General features: G+C 56.6%; 23 protein-coding genes and 2 pseudogenes. 5 read left to right on the top strand and 20 right to left on the bottom strand.

Annotated features, from left to right (window positions below; genetic code table 11):
- The 5 genes and pseudogenes from ACP7B3_RS20210 to ACP7B3_RS20190 all read right to left on the bottom strand — a co-directional run.
- Positions 1-542: pseudogene (locus tag ACP7B3_RS20210) on the bottom strand (DUF4055 domain-containing protein); the annotation flags it as partial.
- Complete coding sequence (locus ACP7B3_RS20205) at positions 539-1861, bottom strand: terminase (protein WP_426180445.1); 1323 nt, start codon at positions 1859-1861, stop codon at positions 539-541. The pseudogene ACP7B3_RS20210 and the gene ACP7B3_RS20205, both read right to left, overlap by 4 nt.
- The gene (locus tag ACP7B3_RS20200; protein ID WP_426180443.1) at positions 1836-2312 is read right to left on the bottom strand and encodes a DUF2280 domain-containing protein; all 477 of its coding nucleotides are present in this window, start codon (positions 2310-2312) and stop codon (positions 1836-1838) included. The genes ACP7B3_RS20205 and ACP7B3_RS20200 overlap by 26 nt, the downstream gene beginning before the upstream one ends.
- A gap of 31 nt (positions 2313-2343) precedes the next feature.
- Positions 2344-2967 (bottom strand): putative metallopeptidase, encoded by a 624-nt coding sequence (locus ACP7B3_RS20195; protein ID WP_426180441.1) that lies wholly within the window; start codon positions 2965-2967, stop codon positions 2344-2346.
- 28 nt (positions 2968-2995) lie between these two features.
- On the bottom strand, positions 2996-3193 hold the full coding sequence (locus ACP7B3_RS20190; protein WP_426180439.1) for a hypothetical protein: 198 nt from the start codon (positions 3191-3193) through the stop codon (positions 2996-2998).
- Positions 3194-3246: 53 nt separating this feature from the next.
- On the opposite strand from ACP7B3_RS20190, the gene ACP7B3_RS20185 reads away from it, so the two are divergent.
- Positions 3247-3558 (top strand): hypothetical protein, encoded by a 312-nt coding sequence (locus ACP7B3_RS20185; RefSeq protein WP_426180437.1) that lies wholly within the window; start codon positions 3247-3249, stop codon positions 3556-3558.
- Positions 3559-3567: 9 nt separating this feature from the next.
- On the opposite strand, the gene ACP7B3_RS20180 is transcribed toward ACP7B3_RS20185, so the two are convergent.
- The 14 genes from ACP7B3_RS20180 to ACP7B3_RS20115 all read right to left on the bottom strand — a co-directional run bounded on the left by ACP7B3_RS20180 (position 3568) and on the right by ACP7B3_RS20115 (position 11055).
- Positions 3568-3912 (bottom strand): hypothetical protein, encoded by a 345-nt coding sequence (locus ACP7B3_RS20180; RefSeq protein ID WP_426180435.1) that lies wholly within the window; start codon positions 3910-3912, stop codon positions 3568-3570.
- Positions 3909-4247 carry a hypothetical protein gene (locus ACP7B3_RS20175; protein WP_003218335.1) on the bottom strand — a complete coding sequence of 113 codons (339 nt, stop codon included), beginning with the start codon at positions 4245-4247 and terminating at the stop codon, positions 3909-3911. The genes ACP7B3_RS20180 and ACP7B3_RS20175 overlap by 4 nt, the downstream gene beginning before the upstream one ends.
- Before the next feature lie 124 nt (positions 4248-4371).
- Positions 4372-4884, bottom strand: coding sequence for a hypothetical protein (locus ACP7B3_RS20170; protein ID WP_404487576.1), 513 nt, complete (start codon positions 4882-4884; stop codon positions 4372-4374).
- On the bottom strand, positions 4877-5083 hold the full coding sequence (locus ACP7B3_RS20165; RefSeq protein WP_426180432.1) for a zinc finger domain-containing protein: 207 nt from the start codon (positions 5081-5083) through the stop codon (positions 4877-4879). The genes ACP7B3_RS20170 and ACP7B3_RS20165 overlap by 8 nt, the downstream gene beginning before the upstream one ends.
- Positions 5084-5506: 423 nt before the next feature.
- Positions 5507-6202 carry a hypothetical protein gene (locus tag ACP7B3_RS20160; protein WP_426180430.1) on the bottom strand — a complete coding sequence of 232 codons (696 nt, stop codon included), beginning with the start codon at positions 6200-6202 and terminating at the stop codon, positions 5507-5509.
- Positions 6199-6840 (bottom strand): recombination protein NinG, encoded by a 642-nt coding sequence (locus tag ACP7B3_RS20155; RefSeq protein ID WP_426180428.1) that lies wholly within the window; start codon positions 6838-6840, stop codon positions 6199-6201. Before ACP7B3_RS20155 ends, ACP7B3_RS20160 begins: the two co-directional genes overlap by 4 nt.
- Positions 6837-7352: a hypothetical protein gene (locus ACP7B3_RS20150; protein ID WP_248731802.1), complete on the bottom strand. Its 516-nt coding sequence runs from the start codon at positions 7350-7352 to the stop codon at positions 6837-6839. The genes ACP7B3_RS20155 and ACP7B3_RS20150 overlap by 4 nt, the downstream gene beginning before the upstream one ends.
- Positions 7349-7516 (bottom strand): hypothetical protein, encoded by a 168-nt coding sequence (locus ACP7B3_RS20145; RefSeq protein ID WP_426180426.1) that lies wholly within the window; start codon positions 7514-7516, stop codon positions 7349-7351. The genes ACP7B3_RS20150 and ACP7B3_RS20145 overlap by 4 nt, the downstream gene beginning before the upstream one ends.
- Positions 7513-7926: a hypothetical protein gene (locus ACP7B3_RS20140; RefSeq protein WP_426180424.1), complete on the bottom strand. Its 414-nt coding sequence runs from the start codon at positions 7924-7926 to the stop codon at positions 7513-7515. Before ACP7B3_RS20140 ends, ACP7B3_RS20145 begins: the two co-directional genes overlap by 4 nt.
- Positions 7923-8159, bottom strand: coding sequence for a hypothetical protein (locus ACP7B3_RS20135; protein WP_426180422.1), 237 nt, complete (start codon positions 8157-8159; stop codon positions 7923-7925). Before ACP7B3_RS20135 ends, ACP7B3_RS20140 begins: the two co-directional genes overlap by 4 nt.
- Positions 8156-8944, bottom strand: coding sequence for a hypothetical protein (locus ACP7B3_RS20130; protein ID WP_426180420.1), 789 nt, complete (start codon positions 8942-8944; stop codon positions 8156-8158). The genes ACP7B3_RS20135 and ACP7B3_RS20130 overlap by 4 nt, the downstream gene beginning before the upstream one ends.
- Complete coding sequence (locus tag ACP7B3_RS20125; protein ID WP_426180418.1) at positions 8931-9908, bottom strand: phage replication protein; 978 nt, start codon at positions 9906-9908, stop codon at positions 8931-8933. Before ACP7B3_RS20125 ends, ACP7B3_RS20130 begins: the two co-directional genes overlap by 14 nt.
- 242 nt (positions 9909-10150) lie before the next feature.
- Positions 10151-10768: a hypothetical protein gene (locus ACP7B3_RS20120; protein WP_426180416.1), complete on the bottom strand. Its 618-nt coding sequence runs from the start codon at positions 10766-10768 to the stop codon at positions 10151-10153.
- 50 nt (positions 10769-10818) lie between these two features.
- Positions 10819-11055, bottom strand: a complete 237-nt coding sequence (locus tag ACP7B3_RS20115) for a hypothetical protein (RefSeq protein WP_017479602.1) — start codon at positions 11053-11055, stop codon at positions 10819-10821.
- A 112-nt stretch (positions 11056-11167) separates the two neighbouring features.
- Here ACP7B3_RS20115 and ACP7B3_RS20110 point away from each other — a divergent pair, with 112 nt between their 5' ends.
- From ACP7B3_RS20110 to ACP7B3_RS20100, 3 genes are all read left to right on the top strand, one after another.
- On the top strand, positions 11168-12004 hold the full coding sequence (locus ACP7B3_RS20110) for a S24 family peptidase (protein ID WP_426180477.1): 837 nt from the start codon (positions 11168-11170) through the stop codon (positions 12002-12004).
- Between the two features lie 112 nt (positions 12005-12116).
- Positions 12117-13256, top strand: coding sequence for a hypothetical protein (locus ACP7B3_RS20105; protein WP_426180414.1), 1140 nt, complete (start codon positions 12117-12119; stop codon positions 13254-13256).
- The gene (locus ACP7B3_RS20100) at positions 13253-13582 is read left to right on the top strand and encodes an STAS-like domain-containing protein (protein ID WP_426180412.1); all 330 of its coding nucleotides are present in this window, start codon (positions 13253-13255) and stop codon (positions 13580-13582) included. Before ACP7B3_RS20105 ends, ACP7B3_RS20100 begins: the two co-directional genes overlap by 4 nt.
- A 594-nt stretch (positions 13583-14176) precedes the next feature.
- On the opposite strand, the gene ACP7B3_RS20095 is transcribed toward ACP7B3_RS20100, so the two are convergent.
- Positions 14177-14488 (bottom strand): DUF1654 domain-containing protein, encoded by a 312-nt coding sequence (locus ACP7B3_RS20095; RefSeq protein WP_426180410.1) that lies wholly within the window; start codon positions 14486-14488, stop codon positions 14177-14179.
- Positions 14489-15301: 813 nt separating this feature from the next.
- Between ACP7B3_RS20095 and ACP7B3_RS20090 the strand changes: the two are divergent.
- Positions 15302-15684 (top strand): annotated as a pseudogene (locus tag ACP7B3_RS20090) (response regulator transcription factor).
- Positions 15685-15750: the final 66 nt, after the last annotated feature.

Raw genomic sequence — 15750 nt, 5'->3', positions numbered from 1 at the left:
TCAGCCGTCTTGTAGCCGAAGCCGTCAGGAATCTCCGGCGACTCGCGCAGGACCACCAGCGTCAGCACGCTGTGACCGTTCACCATGCCTGTGCGCCAGTTGATGATGTCTTCAGCGCAATAGGACAGGATCACCGAGTGTCCGCCGATGCCGTCATCCTGGTGATAGTCGACGTACAGACCGTGCCGACCAGCCTCAAGCACCTTCTCAAGCGTGCCCTGTGAATGCTGGTAGATGCTCACCCCGGAGCCGTTGGCGTTGTCCTGTAGGTACTCCAGCTTCTTCGGCACCGTCAGTGTCGGATCTTTGTGGAAAGCCAAACCCAGCAGCCCGTTTCGGGTGTGCCCGGTGGCGTTCTTGAACACCGCCCGCTCGCGGTAAGCCCGGTTCCGATCTTCGTTCTCCGGCGACTTGTCGTGCGAGTTGATGTACGGCAGCCGATCGACTACCCGGTGCTGGCCCGCGCAGACGTCGCGAACGGTCGCCCAGCGGTCCAGCACTGCCGTGTATTCCGCCCGCTTGAAGGAGACGTCGTTGCTCATCGGGCGTATCCCATTTTGATAGAAGTGACGATCGCTTTGATCGGATAGCGCTTGGCGATGAAGTAGCCGGCGGCGTCGTTCATATGGTCGTGACCCTTTTTCGGATCTTTGTCCGGCTCACCCTTGTCGGTGTAGGTCTGTCGCTCAAGACACAGGGTGAGCTGAGGGCATTGATCGATGTTGATCTTCAGTCGTCGCTCGCCGTAGGCGTTCAGGAACATGGCGTTCACCGAGTTCACCCGGTCTTTCACGCCTGGGTTTGTGGAGTCGACGATCACCGTGAATTTTGCTTTCTTCAGCAGCGACAAATCGGACTCGCTCGCGTTTTTGCTGCTGGTGTTCTGTCCGCTAGCGTCGGGATAGACCGCCACCGAGTGCCCAGGGAACCGTGTCTGGATCTTCTCGATCATCTCCGGCGTGTCCCGAACACCGTAAAACTCATCCAGGGCCATCGGCAGATCGTTACGCACGACATAGACGACAGCCGCCATTTTCATGACGTTGAAGTCCATACCGATGTGCAAGGCCTCGCCCGGTTTGATTCGCTCGCTGGTTCGGCACTCGTCGCGATTGAATGTGTAGTAGACGACACCCGCGTAGTTCTCAAAGCCAGCCTCGTACTCTTGCCGGAAGGTGCGCGGGTCCATTTTCCGGCGAGCCGCTTCAAGCTCTTCAGGAGGAACGTTGCCGCCTTGTAACGAGGTGTACTGCCAGCTCTTATGGTCCGGCTCGCCGCCTGGTTTACCGTCCAGATAAGTGTCGTAGCAGTGGTTAAAGCCCTTGGGCGTGCCGATTCGCAACGCATGCCCGCCCTTACGCATACCAACGCCTGGAATCTGGTACTGACAAGTCGATAGCATCGGCCGCAGTACTTCTTCCCACGCAGCCCACGGGCAGTCTGCCCATTCATCCACCAGGACGAAGAACAGGCCGGAGCCCCGCAGGTTGTCGTAGTTGTCGAGCCCCACCACGCGCATGACGTGGCCGGACTTGAGGGTGATTGAGCACTCCGTCTCATTCGGGCGGTACGCGCGCCATGCCTCGGGAATGGCCTGCTTCAAGCGCCGCCAGAACACCCGCTTGGCCTGCTTGAACGTCGGCGCGCCATACCAAATCTCGTCCTCAACGCTCACGCCCCACTCAGCAGCCAGACGTGCAGCGCGGCGCATCTCGGCCTTGCCTAAGAACGTCTTGCCGAACCGCCGGCCACACACTGCATCACGGAAGCGGGCCTCAGGCTGGAAACCCCAGCAGTAAATGTTCGCCTGCTTAGGCGTCAGTTTTACCGGCGGGTCAAAGGTACGGGGTAGCGGGGACATTCTCATCAGGCTCCAAGGTGTACTCAGCAACGGCGTGCTGCTGGTCCGCTTGGGAGCCCAGAGGTTTCTCAGGTTCGATGCGACGATTCACGTAGACATCGCCCACCTCTTTGGCGGCCTGCTCGTACAACTGAGCGGTCAGCGCCAGGTTGCGCATGCTCTCGGCCTTCTCAGCCATTCGCCCCAGGCCACGAAGCCGATAGGCGCGGTTGGCGATGGGGATCTCGGCGGTTTCTTCGCGAAAGCGCTTTCGAGTGTCGTGGAACAAGGTCGCCCACTTCACTGCAAGTCCCTTTCCGGCCGACTTGGTGGGGTCATGCGTCTCCACCTGCTGGCGGCTCACCACAACCCCGTGTTCGTTCTTGACGGCTTCCACCACCTGGGATGGCGTGTCAAAGCACGCAAGCGCCTGAACGATGAAGCTCTTCACCTCATTTTTCAGGGCTGCCATAAATTCTCATCCGTCTAGAGCCTGTCAAGAATCAGGCCGATCTCAGCAGACAGGTTCCGCAGGCCCTCGCAATGTTCAATTTCCCTACCTCGGCAGGACTGTTTGCAGCATCCACCAACGCTTGAACGTCATGGCTTGCACCGTAGCGGCGAACCACACCGACGAACTCTTCGACGTCGTGGCCCTGCAGCTTGATCTTCGGTGCGCCGTCTTGGGTGAATGCTGGTTGACCGTACTTGTCGGTCGCGTGAGCCAGGTGATACAGCTCGTGCTCGATCAGAGCGCAGAACTCGAGGTCACTGCACTGGGCGCAGTAGTCAGCCGCCAGGGTGATGATGAAAGCCGGCACGTCGCCGAACCAATCACGCATCTGTTGCTCCATCCGGGCTTTCTGCCAACCGCCGGCGCGGAACGCTACCTGTTCGGCCTGGCCAAGAACTGTTCTGCCCTGCTTCTCGAAGCTCGATGACGCCCACATCACCCGGATGTCTGCATCCAATAGGTGGGCATGGTCTTCGTTGTGAATGCTACCGGTGTCGGCAAGGATCTCGGCTTGGAGCCATTCCCACACCTCAGTCGCTGGTGTGAGGCAAATGCCGAAGTCGCTTAGTTCAGACAGCTCAAGCAACTGCCCTGGTGGGTATGGCCTACTCATGCCACCTCCCAGTCGGGTTGCTTGCTTGTCATGGGGACTCCGTCACCATCTGGTGTGTCTGTGCATGTGCGTGGCCGTGGAGCAATCCAACGATCAGGCCTTGTGGAAGCCCGGCGTTCTTCGCAGCGTCTACAGCCTTGGCGATGGCGCTATCCAGATCGTTCACAGCCGCGTTGATGTCCGGGCTCATCGGGAGTGCGTGCCGTAGTCGGGTCACTTTGCTCATCTGCAAAACCTCGCGCCACGATTTAGCGCATTCGAAAACGTGGCGCGGATTACTTGCTGTTGATTCGTCAGAATCCACTACCCTTGATCGATGACTTGCGGCAATCTGCGCGCCTCATCTCTAGTCGAGTCAACGTCATGCCAACTGATGCTGCATCCGCGATGGCGTTAGCACGCAAGCACTTCAATTACCTGGCGGAAGCCAAGGATCAAGCGCACCTGGCACAGCTCAGGCTGGGCGCGGTCGGTTACAACCAATCCCTGATGACAGCTGGCTGGATCAGTCAGGAACAGGTAGATCAGTTGAACGCTGAGCTCGAGGTTGCCTGCGAGTCCCGCAGTAGCGCGCTGCGCCAAGACCAGTAGATCGGAATGCTACTTGCCCCGGCGCTCGATACCACCAGGTGCCTTGCCACAGTGCAGGCAGTGCTCGCAGTTCAGAGCTCGGCACAGCCAGACCTTTACCCGCTGCCAGTAAGTGACCATGAAGACGTGCCGCACACCGGCCAGGGCCAGAGCGAAGTGAAACGTCAGGCCGGCAGTGGTCGGGCCAAAGAAGATGTTCTGGCTGCGCAACATCAGCACAAATCCGCTGATTGCGATGGCCGAGTAGATTAGCTTCCCGAGGATGCCGTCCCTCACCTTCCCGCTCAGTACGCACCAGGCTGCCCACAGCGCGATCAGGCCGCAGGCGATAGAGTTGATCAGTTCGAGATTCATGGTGGATTGCCTCCCCCGAACCGCTGGCGAATGAGTGCCCAGAGGTCAGCGGATTTGATGGCTCGATTGATGGCCGCCAGGAGCGAACCGCCGAAGGCACCCAGCAGGAAGCCGATACCGGCGACGATCTTCGGCTCGGTGACGCCAAGGTAGGTGCTGACCATGCTCGTCAGGTAGATCGAGCAGGCCATGCCGGTGATGAGGAAGATCATCCAGGCACGCCAGTCGTTCAAGTCGTCCTTATGCCACCAGCTGGCGATCACAGCCCCAACAAGACCCGCAATCAGTAATTCGAACCTGTCGATCTTGTCGAGCAGGCGCTGTAGATACTCCATGCGCTCGACTCCGTGGGGCATGTTTGAAATAGGTCAGCCCCGGCGGCACTCCCTGCTTAGAGCGAAGGGTGTGGCGGGGCCGAAAATGAAAAAGCCCCGGCGAATGCCGAGGCTCTTGGTCGAGTTAAAAAGCGTTGTTCCAGTGATAAGTGTAGAAAGTCGAGAGATCACCCGTACTGTGATCTGGATAGAACACACCACGTGTCGGAACAGCGGTCGGGGTGAAGCCAAATCGAGCCCACCGAGGAACCCCATCTACAACGACGACGTTGCCGTCATCTTGCACCTGCAGGTAAGCGCGATCCGCAGCCCCGTTGATCCAATCACCCTGGGTTGCCCAGGTACGACTACCTACGCGATCAACCAAAAAGGCAGAGCCTTGCATGTAGAAGCAGGTGACCAAATCTGTATTTGGACGGTTGTCTACATACGTGTAGGGAACACTGCTATCAGCCACCCAGATTGGAGCGCCGTTATCGTAGAGTCGTAGATTTCCATCCGCCTCTAGGATCAGCTTGTATTGTTTGCTTGGAGACTCGAGATACTGCCCCGCCACCAGACAGTTACGCGGAGGCAGGATAGCGCTGCCATTGTTGGCACTGTTAAAGAGGATAATACGAAAGCCACTACTAGACATGTAATTCACCTTTGAGTTGAACATTTTGTGCGGAGGATTCCGCTTTGATGTCGCTCAAAGGCGATTGCTCGAGGCTCGCGGCCTTCACATGATTCAACGTCCCGCATCGGGAACATTTGATCTGGAGCTCTGTAAACCCACCCGTACGGGCGAGAAGTCTTTTGCAGGTACCGCATCTGAATTCTTTCAACATCTGCAAATTCCTTTTGCTGAATCGCCCTTTCCGTGGGCAATAAAAAACCCGGCTCGATGGCCGGGTTCTTTAATTTAGAGTTTTTTGGATAACAGGAGTGAAGAACAGCAGTTAACCCCTAGCCCAGATAAAACAAACAAACTAGACGAGATTAGACTTTTCATCATCATAATTCCTCCTGTGGTTACGGTCAGTACCGCCGTAATCGGCATTGCTATTAAGGTTGCTGAGAAGTACAAGCCAACGGTTAAAAGGAATGCTAGGAGTAACTTTCCTGCTGCAGCGGGTAAATTGCTCGTCCCCTGGTCCATAACGCTAGCTCGCGTTATCCAAAAAACTCTAACCATGCTGCGAAGGCGATCTATTTGAGCGCAGAATCGACAGCATGGGTTTAATTTCGCTCATACGCTCACAGATGTCAACAGGCAATCACGCAGCATGTTCAATCAGCAGGCCTTCCGCCTCCAGAATATCGCCAGCATGCGCCATAGCCTCGTTGACCAGGTCGTCCGCAGCCTTGCCGATGTCCTGCCGCCACCGACGTCGAGTCGACTCCGGAGTGCCGTCGTTGTCCCAGGTATTCATGTCGTAGAAACTGTCCTTCAGCACGATCATGTCAGCGGATCGGGAGGTGTCTCGCTTGACCTTCGCTTGACCGGCAGCCAACGCGGCCTTCACAACAGCCTCACGGCGCCACTCTGGCGCATCGATCGGGATCTCGACGGACACCGAAGTAGCCACCTTGGGACGCGCACCTTTCAACTGCGGGATCGCCCAGGCCGTGGTCGCCTTGAACAGGAATAGCTTCGATGCCGGGGTACTTATCAGGGCCTGCAATGCAGCTATGGCCTGTACCTTACGGCCGCGGTGCGTGCTGTACTTGGCAACCAGTGCATCCCAGTGCTTCGGCTCAAGCGCGCTATGCAGCCGTGCAGACACCCAGCAATCCACCTGCGTCCGGTCGATGGCGTCGGCTCCGCGGGATCGCACCAGTGTCGCCAGATCGCCCCCCTCTTCCTCGTCGGCCGAGTTGTACAACTTTTGCCATGCCTGCTTGCTGGTGTTGTCGATAGCCTCAGCGGCGAGGGCCGAAACAACTGCGTTAAGTACGCCTGGATAGATCATGCTGCAGCCCTCTTGAGTTCTCTGGTCTTTGCCCTGTATTCGGCGGTGATAGCTTTCAGTTGCTCTACGGTTTCTTTGCGTGGCGTGTGGTCGGCCTCTAGCCCCTCGACAGCCTCCAGGCCGATGCGAGCGATCAGCCCAGTACGGAAGCCCTGGGAAACCGTCTCGCCTTTGCGGGCGAACTTGGAAGACCCGGCGTTGCAGCTTTTGCACTGGAGCCAGATGTTGGTCGGTGCCAGCCTCAGTTCAGGCCGTGCACCCTTACCGAGGAAATGACCCGCATCAAATGCGCCGCCGGTCTTCCAGCCCTGGGCGGCCAGGATCGATTCCTGCGACTCTCCACAACTGATGCAGCCGCTGCCAATGCTCAGCTCGTAGATACGTCGGTAGTCGCGCACCGCCTTCTCAGCGTCCTTGAGGTGGTCGCCTCGGCTCTTCAGCGCCTCCTTGCGGACTTTGATCTCTCGGCGCCCAACCTGGGCCAGCGCCTTATGGGCCTTTGGTGCGTGCCTTGGCGCGTCGATCATTGCGCATGCCGGACTGCACACCGCCTGACCGATGCGCGCGGGGACAAATGATGCCCTGCACGTAGCAACGCGGCATTTCTTCGGCTTTGGCTGTTTCCGTTCGATAGTCATGCGGCCTCCTTGAATGCTTCAAATTCTGCCATTTCGGTCAGGCGCTCTTCCGTGAGCGTCGGCCAATCGTGCAGCACCAGGTACGCGCAGCACTGGCGCCAAAAATCTTGGAAGGTCTCTTCCCCCATTGAGTCGTAGGAAAGGCTGCGGGGTGTCTTGCGGGTGAGCTGGCCCAGGCCAGGGATATCGAACGCTTCCTCGTCGCAGTAAACGCCCGACTCCAATTGCAGGGCCTTGATTGCGTCGTGGGACTGCTTGCCAGAGAACCGGTCGATGTTCTGGCTCAGCACCCGGCCCAGGCCGTGGACCAAACCGTTGAACCGTGGGTTGCGCGGCTGCTTGAGGTCGGCGCGGATCTTCGTGTTGATCCGGAAATCCCGCTCGCGCAGGATCGACCGGTCGGCGTCGGAGGACGGCACGAAAGCGGCCACCTCCTTGCCAGTAGCCGGATCGACCAGACGGCGCAGCACCAGGTACACGGGCATAGGGCGCGGCTTGACTGGCTTGGTCATGGCCGCTCCTCCCTACCACTACCGCAGAAGCAAAGATCCAGACCAAAACCAAATACGCCAAGTCCCACCACCACACCCAAAGGCACAGAAAAGAACGCTATTACCAGACAAACCGCCAGCGCTGGCACGGCGGCGAAGAACAGCCCTGCAAGGAAGTTGCTCATGACGGCTCTCCCTTGCCCATGGCGGCGTCGATGGTCGCGATGGCTGCTTGGCGCCGTGGATGCCTGAACGAAACCTCATTGCTTTCATCCAAAAACCCACGCACTTCTGCTTCGTGCATGATGAATTCGCGGGCGGCCAGTGCTGCCTTGCACAGCGCCTCGTTCTCGGTAGAAAGGCGTGCCACTTCGCCAGACAACGCCTGGACGTTTTTCTTGTCGTTGAGGTCGTGGCGCCATGCCTTGTCGTATTCCTCGGCAAGCCGCTCGTTCTCGGCAATCAGCGCGGAAATCGTTTCAACCGTGCATACGTCGAACAGTGCTTCGACGGCCTTGCGGAACTCGCGCGGACCATCGCAATTTTCTGCGCGGCAGGCTTCGAGCAATGGTTTCAGCTCGGTGTATTCTGTCATAGCGCGTCCCCCGGGTTTTCCATCAACGCAAGGTTGTCTTCTGTCAGCCGGGCGCACTCTTTTCGCAGTCGTTCGTTTTCGGCCAGTAGCTCCAGCGCCACCTCCCCCACGGTCTTATCACCCAGGAATTCATCCAGCGCCTCGGTGTTGCGCTTCCAGTCGGCGCAGTCGGCCCGGAATGACGCGGCTTCGGCCCAGAGCAGTTTATGAAGTTGTTGCTTGTCGATGGTCATGCTCGTGACTCCAATTCCTGGGCCTGCCTGATCAGCAACGCCCGGCGATCCGCCAACTCGTTGGCAGCTGCAATCCGTATTTCGTCCTGCTGCTGTGCGCTGGTTTTGCGCATTTCCAGCATCGAGCTCTTAACGGTCTCGAGCTTTGCGCGAAGGGCGGGCTCCGGCCGGGTGACGTTGCCAGTAAGCAATCCGGCAATGGCCCGGCCATCCTCGGTGATCGGCTCAACGCTCAGGTCTTCCAGGTACTTCTGGGCGTGTTCGCGCGGGATTCTCTTCAGCTCCATCGCCTTGGTCACAGCCTGCACGCGACGGGTTGCGTCGAAGCCCACGGACACGTGCCAGTTGACCGGTTTCGCATCCTCGCGGGCCTGGCCCACGAACCGTTGGTAGGCGTCGATGAACGCCATGCGGGCGCCGATTTTGTCGCCGCCATCTAAGATGGGTTTCGCGGCAGCCAGGGCCAGCTGGATCTCGTCGGTCAGCACTACAGTTTCAAATTCATCGTTGGTGGTCATGGCGATGGCCCAGGCCTCGTCCTTGCCCGGGCGCCCGTCGGAGGACTGGACGCGTTGCAGGATGTCGGCCATCGCCAGCTTGCCCTTCACCTCGAAGCGGCAAGCCTTCAGTGCGCCTTTCACGACAGGCACCGGATACGCACAGAGGTCTTCAGCCATCATCGCGGCAGTGCCCGGGTTCATTTCCTGGCCCATGGCCTCGGCGGTGGCGCAGATGGCGGCGGCCAGCCCGGCAACCTGCTGGTCATTCATTTCAAAGGTATTCATTGCGGTCACCTGCTTGGCGTTTGGCCAGAACCATCTGGGCGGCCTGCTCCGCTGCGGAGTGGTTCGCCTCTGTCCGTTCCATCTGGCGGGCGGTTGTGCCGTTGATGCGCTGCCCGGTCACCCACTGGGTGTGATAGCTCTCGGCGTTGGCCAGCAGCTCGTTGAGGCTGTGGCACTTGCGCAGCACAGCGGCATCGCTGGTTTTCAGGAAGTGGGCAGCAACGTGGTGGGCGACGTCGGCGCCGAGACGGTCTACCAACTGTCCGAGCTGGCCGCCGACCTTGGCATTCCACACAGGCCAGGCGCTGTAGCGCTTGCGGTAAGCCATGGCGTAGTTCGCCCAGACCTTGAAGGTTTTGCAGGTCTGGTCTTTGGGGCCAGGCATGTCGGCGGGGATCTCGACCCGGGGGGCGTCGGTGCGATCAACGACCAGCATCAAGCCGCGGGACTGAGCCGGCTTGCCGGATTCGTCCTGCAAGTCCTGACTGGTGTCCTGATTGGTATCCTGATTATTGGTATCCTGATTTGTCGGAGATTTTTCCGACCCTTGCTCGGATTTTTTTCCGATCTTGCTCGGAGATTTTTCCGAGGTGGATCGGATTTTTTTCCGACCCTCTATCGCTTTAGAGGTCGGATATTTTTCCGACCCATCCAGCTTGCGGTTCCACTCCTTTGCCTTCTCGGTCAGGCGGATCAAGGTGATGTTGGCGTTACTGGACAGCTCAATCAAACCTGCATCACGGAGGGCTTTCAGGAGACGGTAAGCGGTATCCGGCTTGTCGGTGAGTAGTGGTAGTTCTTCGACAATCTTGGCCTTGCTCAGCGCGAAGTAAATGCCGGTATCCGTCTTGATTGGGTTGGCCCAGCTCGGGCACTCGTAGACGAAAGCGAACAGCAGGGTTTGCTGAGCGTTCAGCCCCCACTCAAGCGCCTTCACCTGGTTGATCGTGACGGTGTATTGCATGTCAAGCCGCCAGCTCAATTGAATGAGGGCTAATGCGCGCCACGTTTTCAGATTGCGAAAAGCGTGGCGCGAGATTGTTGAGGCTATTGATCGATTGGTTTGTGCTATGCATATAATTGGCCTCACAGTGTGTTAACAAATCAGCCGACCTCGACCGTCGGCTTTTTTGTGCCTGGGTTTCAGATCCGCTTAATTCATAGTGCGAACCCGATGGGCACCGATTTCCGCGCATGCGCGGGAATTCAGGAAACAGATTTCAAATTTCGCTGGACTGAAGCGAGTAACTGCTCGGCACGGCGCCCCAGCTCCCCCGCCTTCGCTTCAACCTGGCGGCACTGCTTGGCGAACGCTGGCAAGTGCGGAAGGTCCAGTTCGCACATCACTTGGTCGTCGAACACCTCGCTGCCGGTGTCGATCACATCGCCGAGCGCGCGGATCAGCGCACCGAAGCTTTTGTTCGCGCATTGGTCGCTGGTCATCTGGCGGGCGCCGGTCAGACCGTGGCGGCTTGCCAGCTCGTTTACGCAGTGGTCGCGGAATTCAGGCTCAAGGGCGTTGACCCATGACTCTTCCAGCCAGGACGGCATTTCTTGGTCTCCGGACAGCCAGCGCTGTACACGCTTGAGCCAGCGGCCGGTCGCCTTCACAAACTCATTTACGTCGGCGGTCAGTTCCGCAGAGTTGAAGTCAGGAACGTCTTTCTTCTGGGCGCGATCAGGAATCGACAGGTGCAGTTCGCGGCTCAGCGCTTGAGCGAAGTCGTCCTGGCTCAGGCTGGTGCGCGCGATCTGGTTTTGGGCATGGGCGACCAGCACCTGATCACGGGTTTGTACGGTGTGTCTGGAACTGGACGTTTGCATGGGGACTGCTCTCTTCTAATCTGGCTTCAATGGAACGGCGAACAGGGATGTCAGGCGGCGCCGCGTAGGACTTTGTGCGCCAGGTCGAGAAGATCCGGTCGCAAACCTGCGATGGTGATCTCTCCACCTGATGCGTCCTGAAGGCGTTCTGCCAGGTCGGCCGAGGCTTTTCGGTGACCGCCTGCCAACTGCCACAGGTGCCCTACCGTCGTCTTGGCAGCGGCAGCCACTGACTGGCGCCGTTCGTTTGAAGCGCTGGCGAGCCAGTCACGCAGATGGTCATTCATGGGATCTCTCCTTAAACATGGGAGAAATTTAGCTTATGGCTAATATCGTAGCAAGGAATATTTAGCTTTGAGCACATTTAGCATTGAGCTAAACGCTGGCATTCTTGCCCGCATGGATATTTATGCGATTCGTAAACAGCAACTGATCAGCCTCATAGGAAACCAGCGAAAAGGCGCGTGCGCCGAGCGCTGGGGAATGGCGCCTGCGCACCTGAGCCAGATTTTGTCGGACAAGACAGCGAAGAATTTGGGAGACGATGTAGCGCGGAGAATCGAGGCGATCGAGGGGCTGCCCAGAGGTTGGTTTGACTCCATATCGCCAGGTGAGTCGATAACTCCAGCTGAAGAGCTGACTTTGAGCGATCACGCAGGCGAGACATCCGCACAGACAGCGGCGGACCAGATAAAGCAGATGCTTTCGAAGGTCAAAGGTTTAACGAGCACGGCTCGTGACAGAATCATTGCGGCCGCTGACGAGTCGAGCAACGTCATAACCGTCGACTTCTCTCGCCCTGGCCAAGTCGGCGATGAGGTGTGGATTGCCCACTACGACGTGCGCGCAGCCATGGGCGGCGGGCAGATCCCGCACGAATATCCGGAAATGCTCCAGGACATCAGGGTCAGCCCCAAGCATCTGCGCGACCTTGGACTCACATTCAAAGAACACTTTCACCTGAAGATGATCACTGGGTGGGGTCAGTCGATGGCCCCGACGATCAAGGATCGCGACCCGCTACTGGTCGACATCACGATCCGGGAGTTCACGGGTGATGGCATCTACCTCTTCTCCCACGACGAAATGCTGTACGTGAAGCGCCTGCAAAAGAAAGGCAAGGATCGCTTCAAGATGATTTCGGACAACAAGCACCATGACGCCGAGGATATCCGGGTGGATGACACACACATTCTGGCCCGGGTGCTTTACGTGTGGAACGGACAGCCGGTGTAACGCAATGGCCTTGAACAAAACCCGTCAGCAGCTACGCCGCGACCTGAAGAGGCTGCGGCCCCGCTCAGGTGGTCGGGCATGGATCTGAGATTACAGAGAGCAAGGAGCACCAGTGAGAAAGATTCTGCATCGCCAAGGGCCAGCAAAATTAAGGGCGGCCGACAGAAGATTTGCGCGGTCCATACGGGCAAATGTAGGACACCTTAATAAAAAAGGAAGGCGCTCCGAAAAGAGGAAACTTGCCGAAAAGCCTCACATAGTAGATGCGCCTAGTAAGATGGATCTTTACAGCCCAAAAAATCACCGGGCATTTGTTTTGTTCCTCCAACGAATTAGACAGTGTGTAAGCACGACCAGTAAAACCGTGATAAACCTAAAAAACTGCTCACGGATAACTGCCGGTGCTGGGCTTCTTTTTTTTGCAGAGATTGATCGCCTAGTTAAAGCATTTCCGCAAAACAGTATTAGGTGTATAAATCCAGAAAACCTGAGAAGTGGCCCCGGAAGGTCTGACAACAGTAACTTTGTGGAAGGTGCTCTAAATCAAATCGGATTTTATAGATTGATCGGGCAGAAAAATAACACCAAATCGTCCGTAAGATCGGTAAAAAGATGGCATCAATTGTCTGGAGATTCTGCGGATGGGAGTCTTGCTAGCTCGCTACTCCAAACGCTGTCTAAAGAGGTGCATCCTCAAATATTGAAACAGCTATATCGAGGGGCAATTGAAGCAATCGCCAACTGTGTAGAACACGCCTATCCCTCTCCTCGACAGGACGGCCTAGGAATACCTGACCCACGCTGGTGGATGCTCGTTGGCATAGATGATGAGAATCTGACAATTATCGTTTGTGATTTGGGTGTTGGAATACCAAGCACTTTACCTGCAAAGCATAGCGACTCATTCCTTAGCAATCTAAAGAGCAGGCTAGGAATTACTGGAAGCTCTGACTCTGAAATGATTAGAGCCTCAACTCACATTAAAGAGACCAGAACTAAACTTAAGTATAGAGGCAAGGGAGGAAAGGACTTCCGAAGTATGCCAGAGACCTTCACGTCATCGTTCTTAGCCATTAGAAGCAACAAAGGGTCATTCTTCATTACCGGGAGAGATCATCAACCATTTAAGGCAGTATCTTCTCGTAAGTATATTCCCGGAACAAATAATTCAGAGTCTACAATTGAGCACGACGAATCAATATGTGGTACGCTTGTTGAGTGGGCAATCCAAGTGAAGGATTTGCAAAAATGAAAGATATTTACGTTAAAAACTTTAGTGAATTCCCGGGACCAAGAAAAGAATCAATCGGTCCGAATTCAGGTGAGCGCTTCAGAGACGAAGTTTTATATAAAGCAATTGAAGATTCACCAAGCGAAACTTTCCGCATACATCTCGATGGAACTGCCGGATATGGATCATCCTTCCTTGAAGAGGCCTTCGGCGGTCTAGTTAGGCTGGGGGTTTCAGAGCAAATCATGAGAGGCATCATTGATAATTTGGTCTCGGAAGAAGACCCATCTTTGATCGTGGAAGTTTCCGAATACATAGACGATGCCATACAGGCGCTAAAGGAATAGGCATGGCATCTAGCACTTTTCAAATAGCATTCTGGACTATAAGCATGTTGTTTGCGATGTTTGGCTTAATAGTCACAATTATCGGATGGCGAGTCAACGCAGCAAACTCTAGAAATCTGGCGCGAGTGAAGGACATCCACGACTCTATTGATGGCTGTGTAAAAGCGTTATCAGACCTGGAAGATCTCGCCTACTCATTTTGGCTTGACGCCGATGAAAAGGCAAAGCCATATCAAATGATAGTAGGCCATCGCCGACTTACTCATCGACTTAAGCAACTTCAAGCGCTTACCAGCGGACCTATTCCAAGTCACGCGATGATAAGTCTGCGACAGAGCTGTACCCTCGATTGCGAGATTAGAACAGTACCCTTGAGTGGGGAGGATGTGCGCATTAAGCGTATTTCCCTTGCTGCCTCCAACATCCTTCAGTCCAGCATCTTGCAGAAGAGCTGGGAGGAGAATACGGACAGGGCTGCTTGATTCACTTGCTGGTGTCTCGCACCTGTTAGCCCGGCTCAGCGCCGAGCTTCTTGTATCTGGCCTTCCCAATCTGAATTCGTAGCCCGCCACTAAGCGGGCATTTTCATGCCTATCAGAAAGGTGCCGCCTCTTCTTCTGGCTCAAACGCAACCTCGCCTCTCCCAGCCACCTCAAGCTCCTGCTGCTCCCACCTCACAGTCACGTTGCCGTCGTCGTTGAGTGTCAGCTCAAGCTCTTCAGTTTCGGCGATCACGCCCAGAACCTCTTCCCACTCCCGATCCCCGTCAGTGTCCAGGCGATGAATCGTCACCCATCGCTGCGCCTGCGCGACCGGGTGATTGATCATCGATGAGACACGCAGCGCGAGGCGCTCCATGCCGCTCATTTCCTGCTGTGCTGCCAGTGCCGTCTGCTTCTCTGCCATGAAATTCCCTCCCGATTAAATGCTGTACATCCATACAGCTAATTGAAAAATCATAGCTCACTGCTAACTGACGCGTAAAGCGTTTATGGACTTCAGACATCGGCTCGGCGAGACCTGGCGGATCGCGATAATTTTGCCCATCGCTAAATATTTAGCTTGGAGCTATTGACGATATTTTAGCTTGCGGCTAAATTAACTCCATCGCATCGACACACAGCCACTGCGAAGGGCCTCCGCCCGCCGCTCTTTTAAAACCTGAAATCTTCGCGGATCGATCCCCGGAAACGGGAAGCCTTTGAGGCATCGCCAATACGGGGAACAGCGCGAAAAACAAATTCGATCCCCATGCCAGCTCTGGAACTGGCCGTGCTCACCAGATGTGAGTACGCGAAACCACGCAAGCCGGTCGGCGAAGAACACCGTCCACGAAATGTGTGACGCCGGCCAGAGATATGAATCGGGCGATGCGCGTGGTGGAGAAGAAACACCAAATTCAAGAATTAGCGGTCCCGACAGCCTCGGCTGGGACCGCCGGACCTCATGCACCCTGCCCCACTCAGCCAGGGCATTTAGAGCTGTAGCGTGCATGTTGTAAGGACATGTGATCCACGGCGAACAGATGCTGTTTGACGCTGTGAGTAGGAAGCTCGAAGCCCACACCGAAGACGAACGGCCAGCCCTGCAATCAGCAGCGGGCAACGGGCCACACCGCTGACGCAACAACCCCGGCCTGACGCCAGTAGCGAGGTCGGGGGTTTCACCGATAGTTCTTGGCAACAGGGCCTAACGGGAAACCAACCCAGGATCACGAAGATGGAAGCAACGATCATCAACGGCGGATGGAAGGGCCACCTCGGACGTGGCTTGGCGCCGCGAGAGCTTCAGTTTCTGCTTGGATTGCCTAGGGTTTCACCTCGAAAGAGATCGCCCGGGAGGCAGGCATAGAGGCCGGCACAGTCAAGAAGCGCCTGACCAATGCGATGTTCAAATTGGGCGTGACGAAGCGCACTGCTTTGGTAGCCGAGGCCATGAAGCGCAAGATCATCACGCCGGTTTGCATTGTGCTGGCGGCGCTGATTGCCATGCACTCGATGATCAGTGACGACTCGTTGCGTTGTGATCGACGGGCGCCGGAAAGGCGAATGGCTCAGGTGCGGATGGTGCGCCGGGCTGAGTGCGCTGAATTGACGGTGTAGCGGATCACCGCGGAAAGCATAAATTAGCAGCCTTTTCGCAAAGGCTGCTTGGGATGACAGCGCAGA

The organism is Pseudomonas sp. TWRC1-2, assembly GCF_049896685.1.
In the GTDB taxonomy this organism is placed as follows: Bacteria; Pseudomonadota; Gammaproteobacteria; order Pseudomonadales; family Pseudomonadaceae; genus Aquipseudomonas.
The sequence above is the reverse complement of the archived record's forward strand: the minus strand, read 5'-3'. Positions and strand labels throughout refer to the sequence as shown.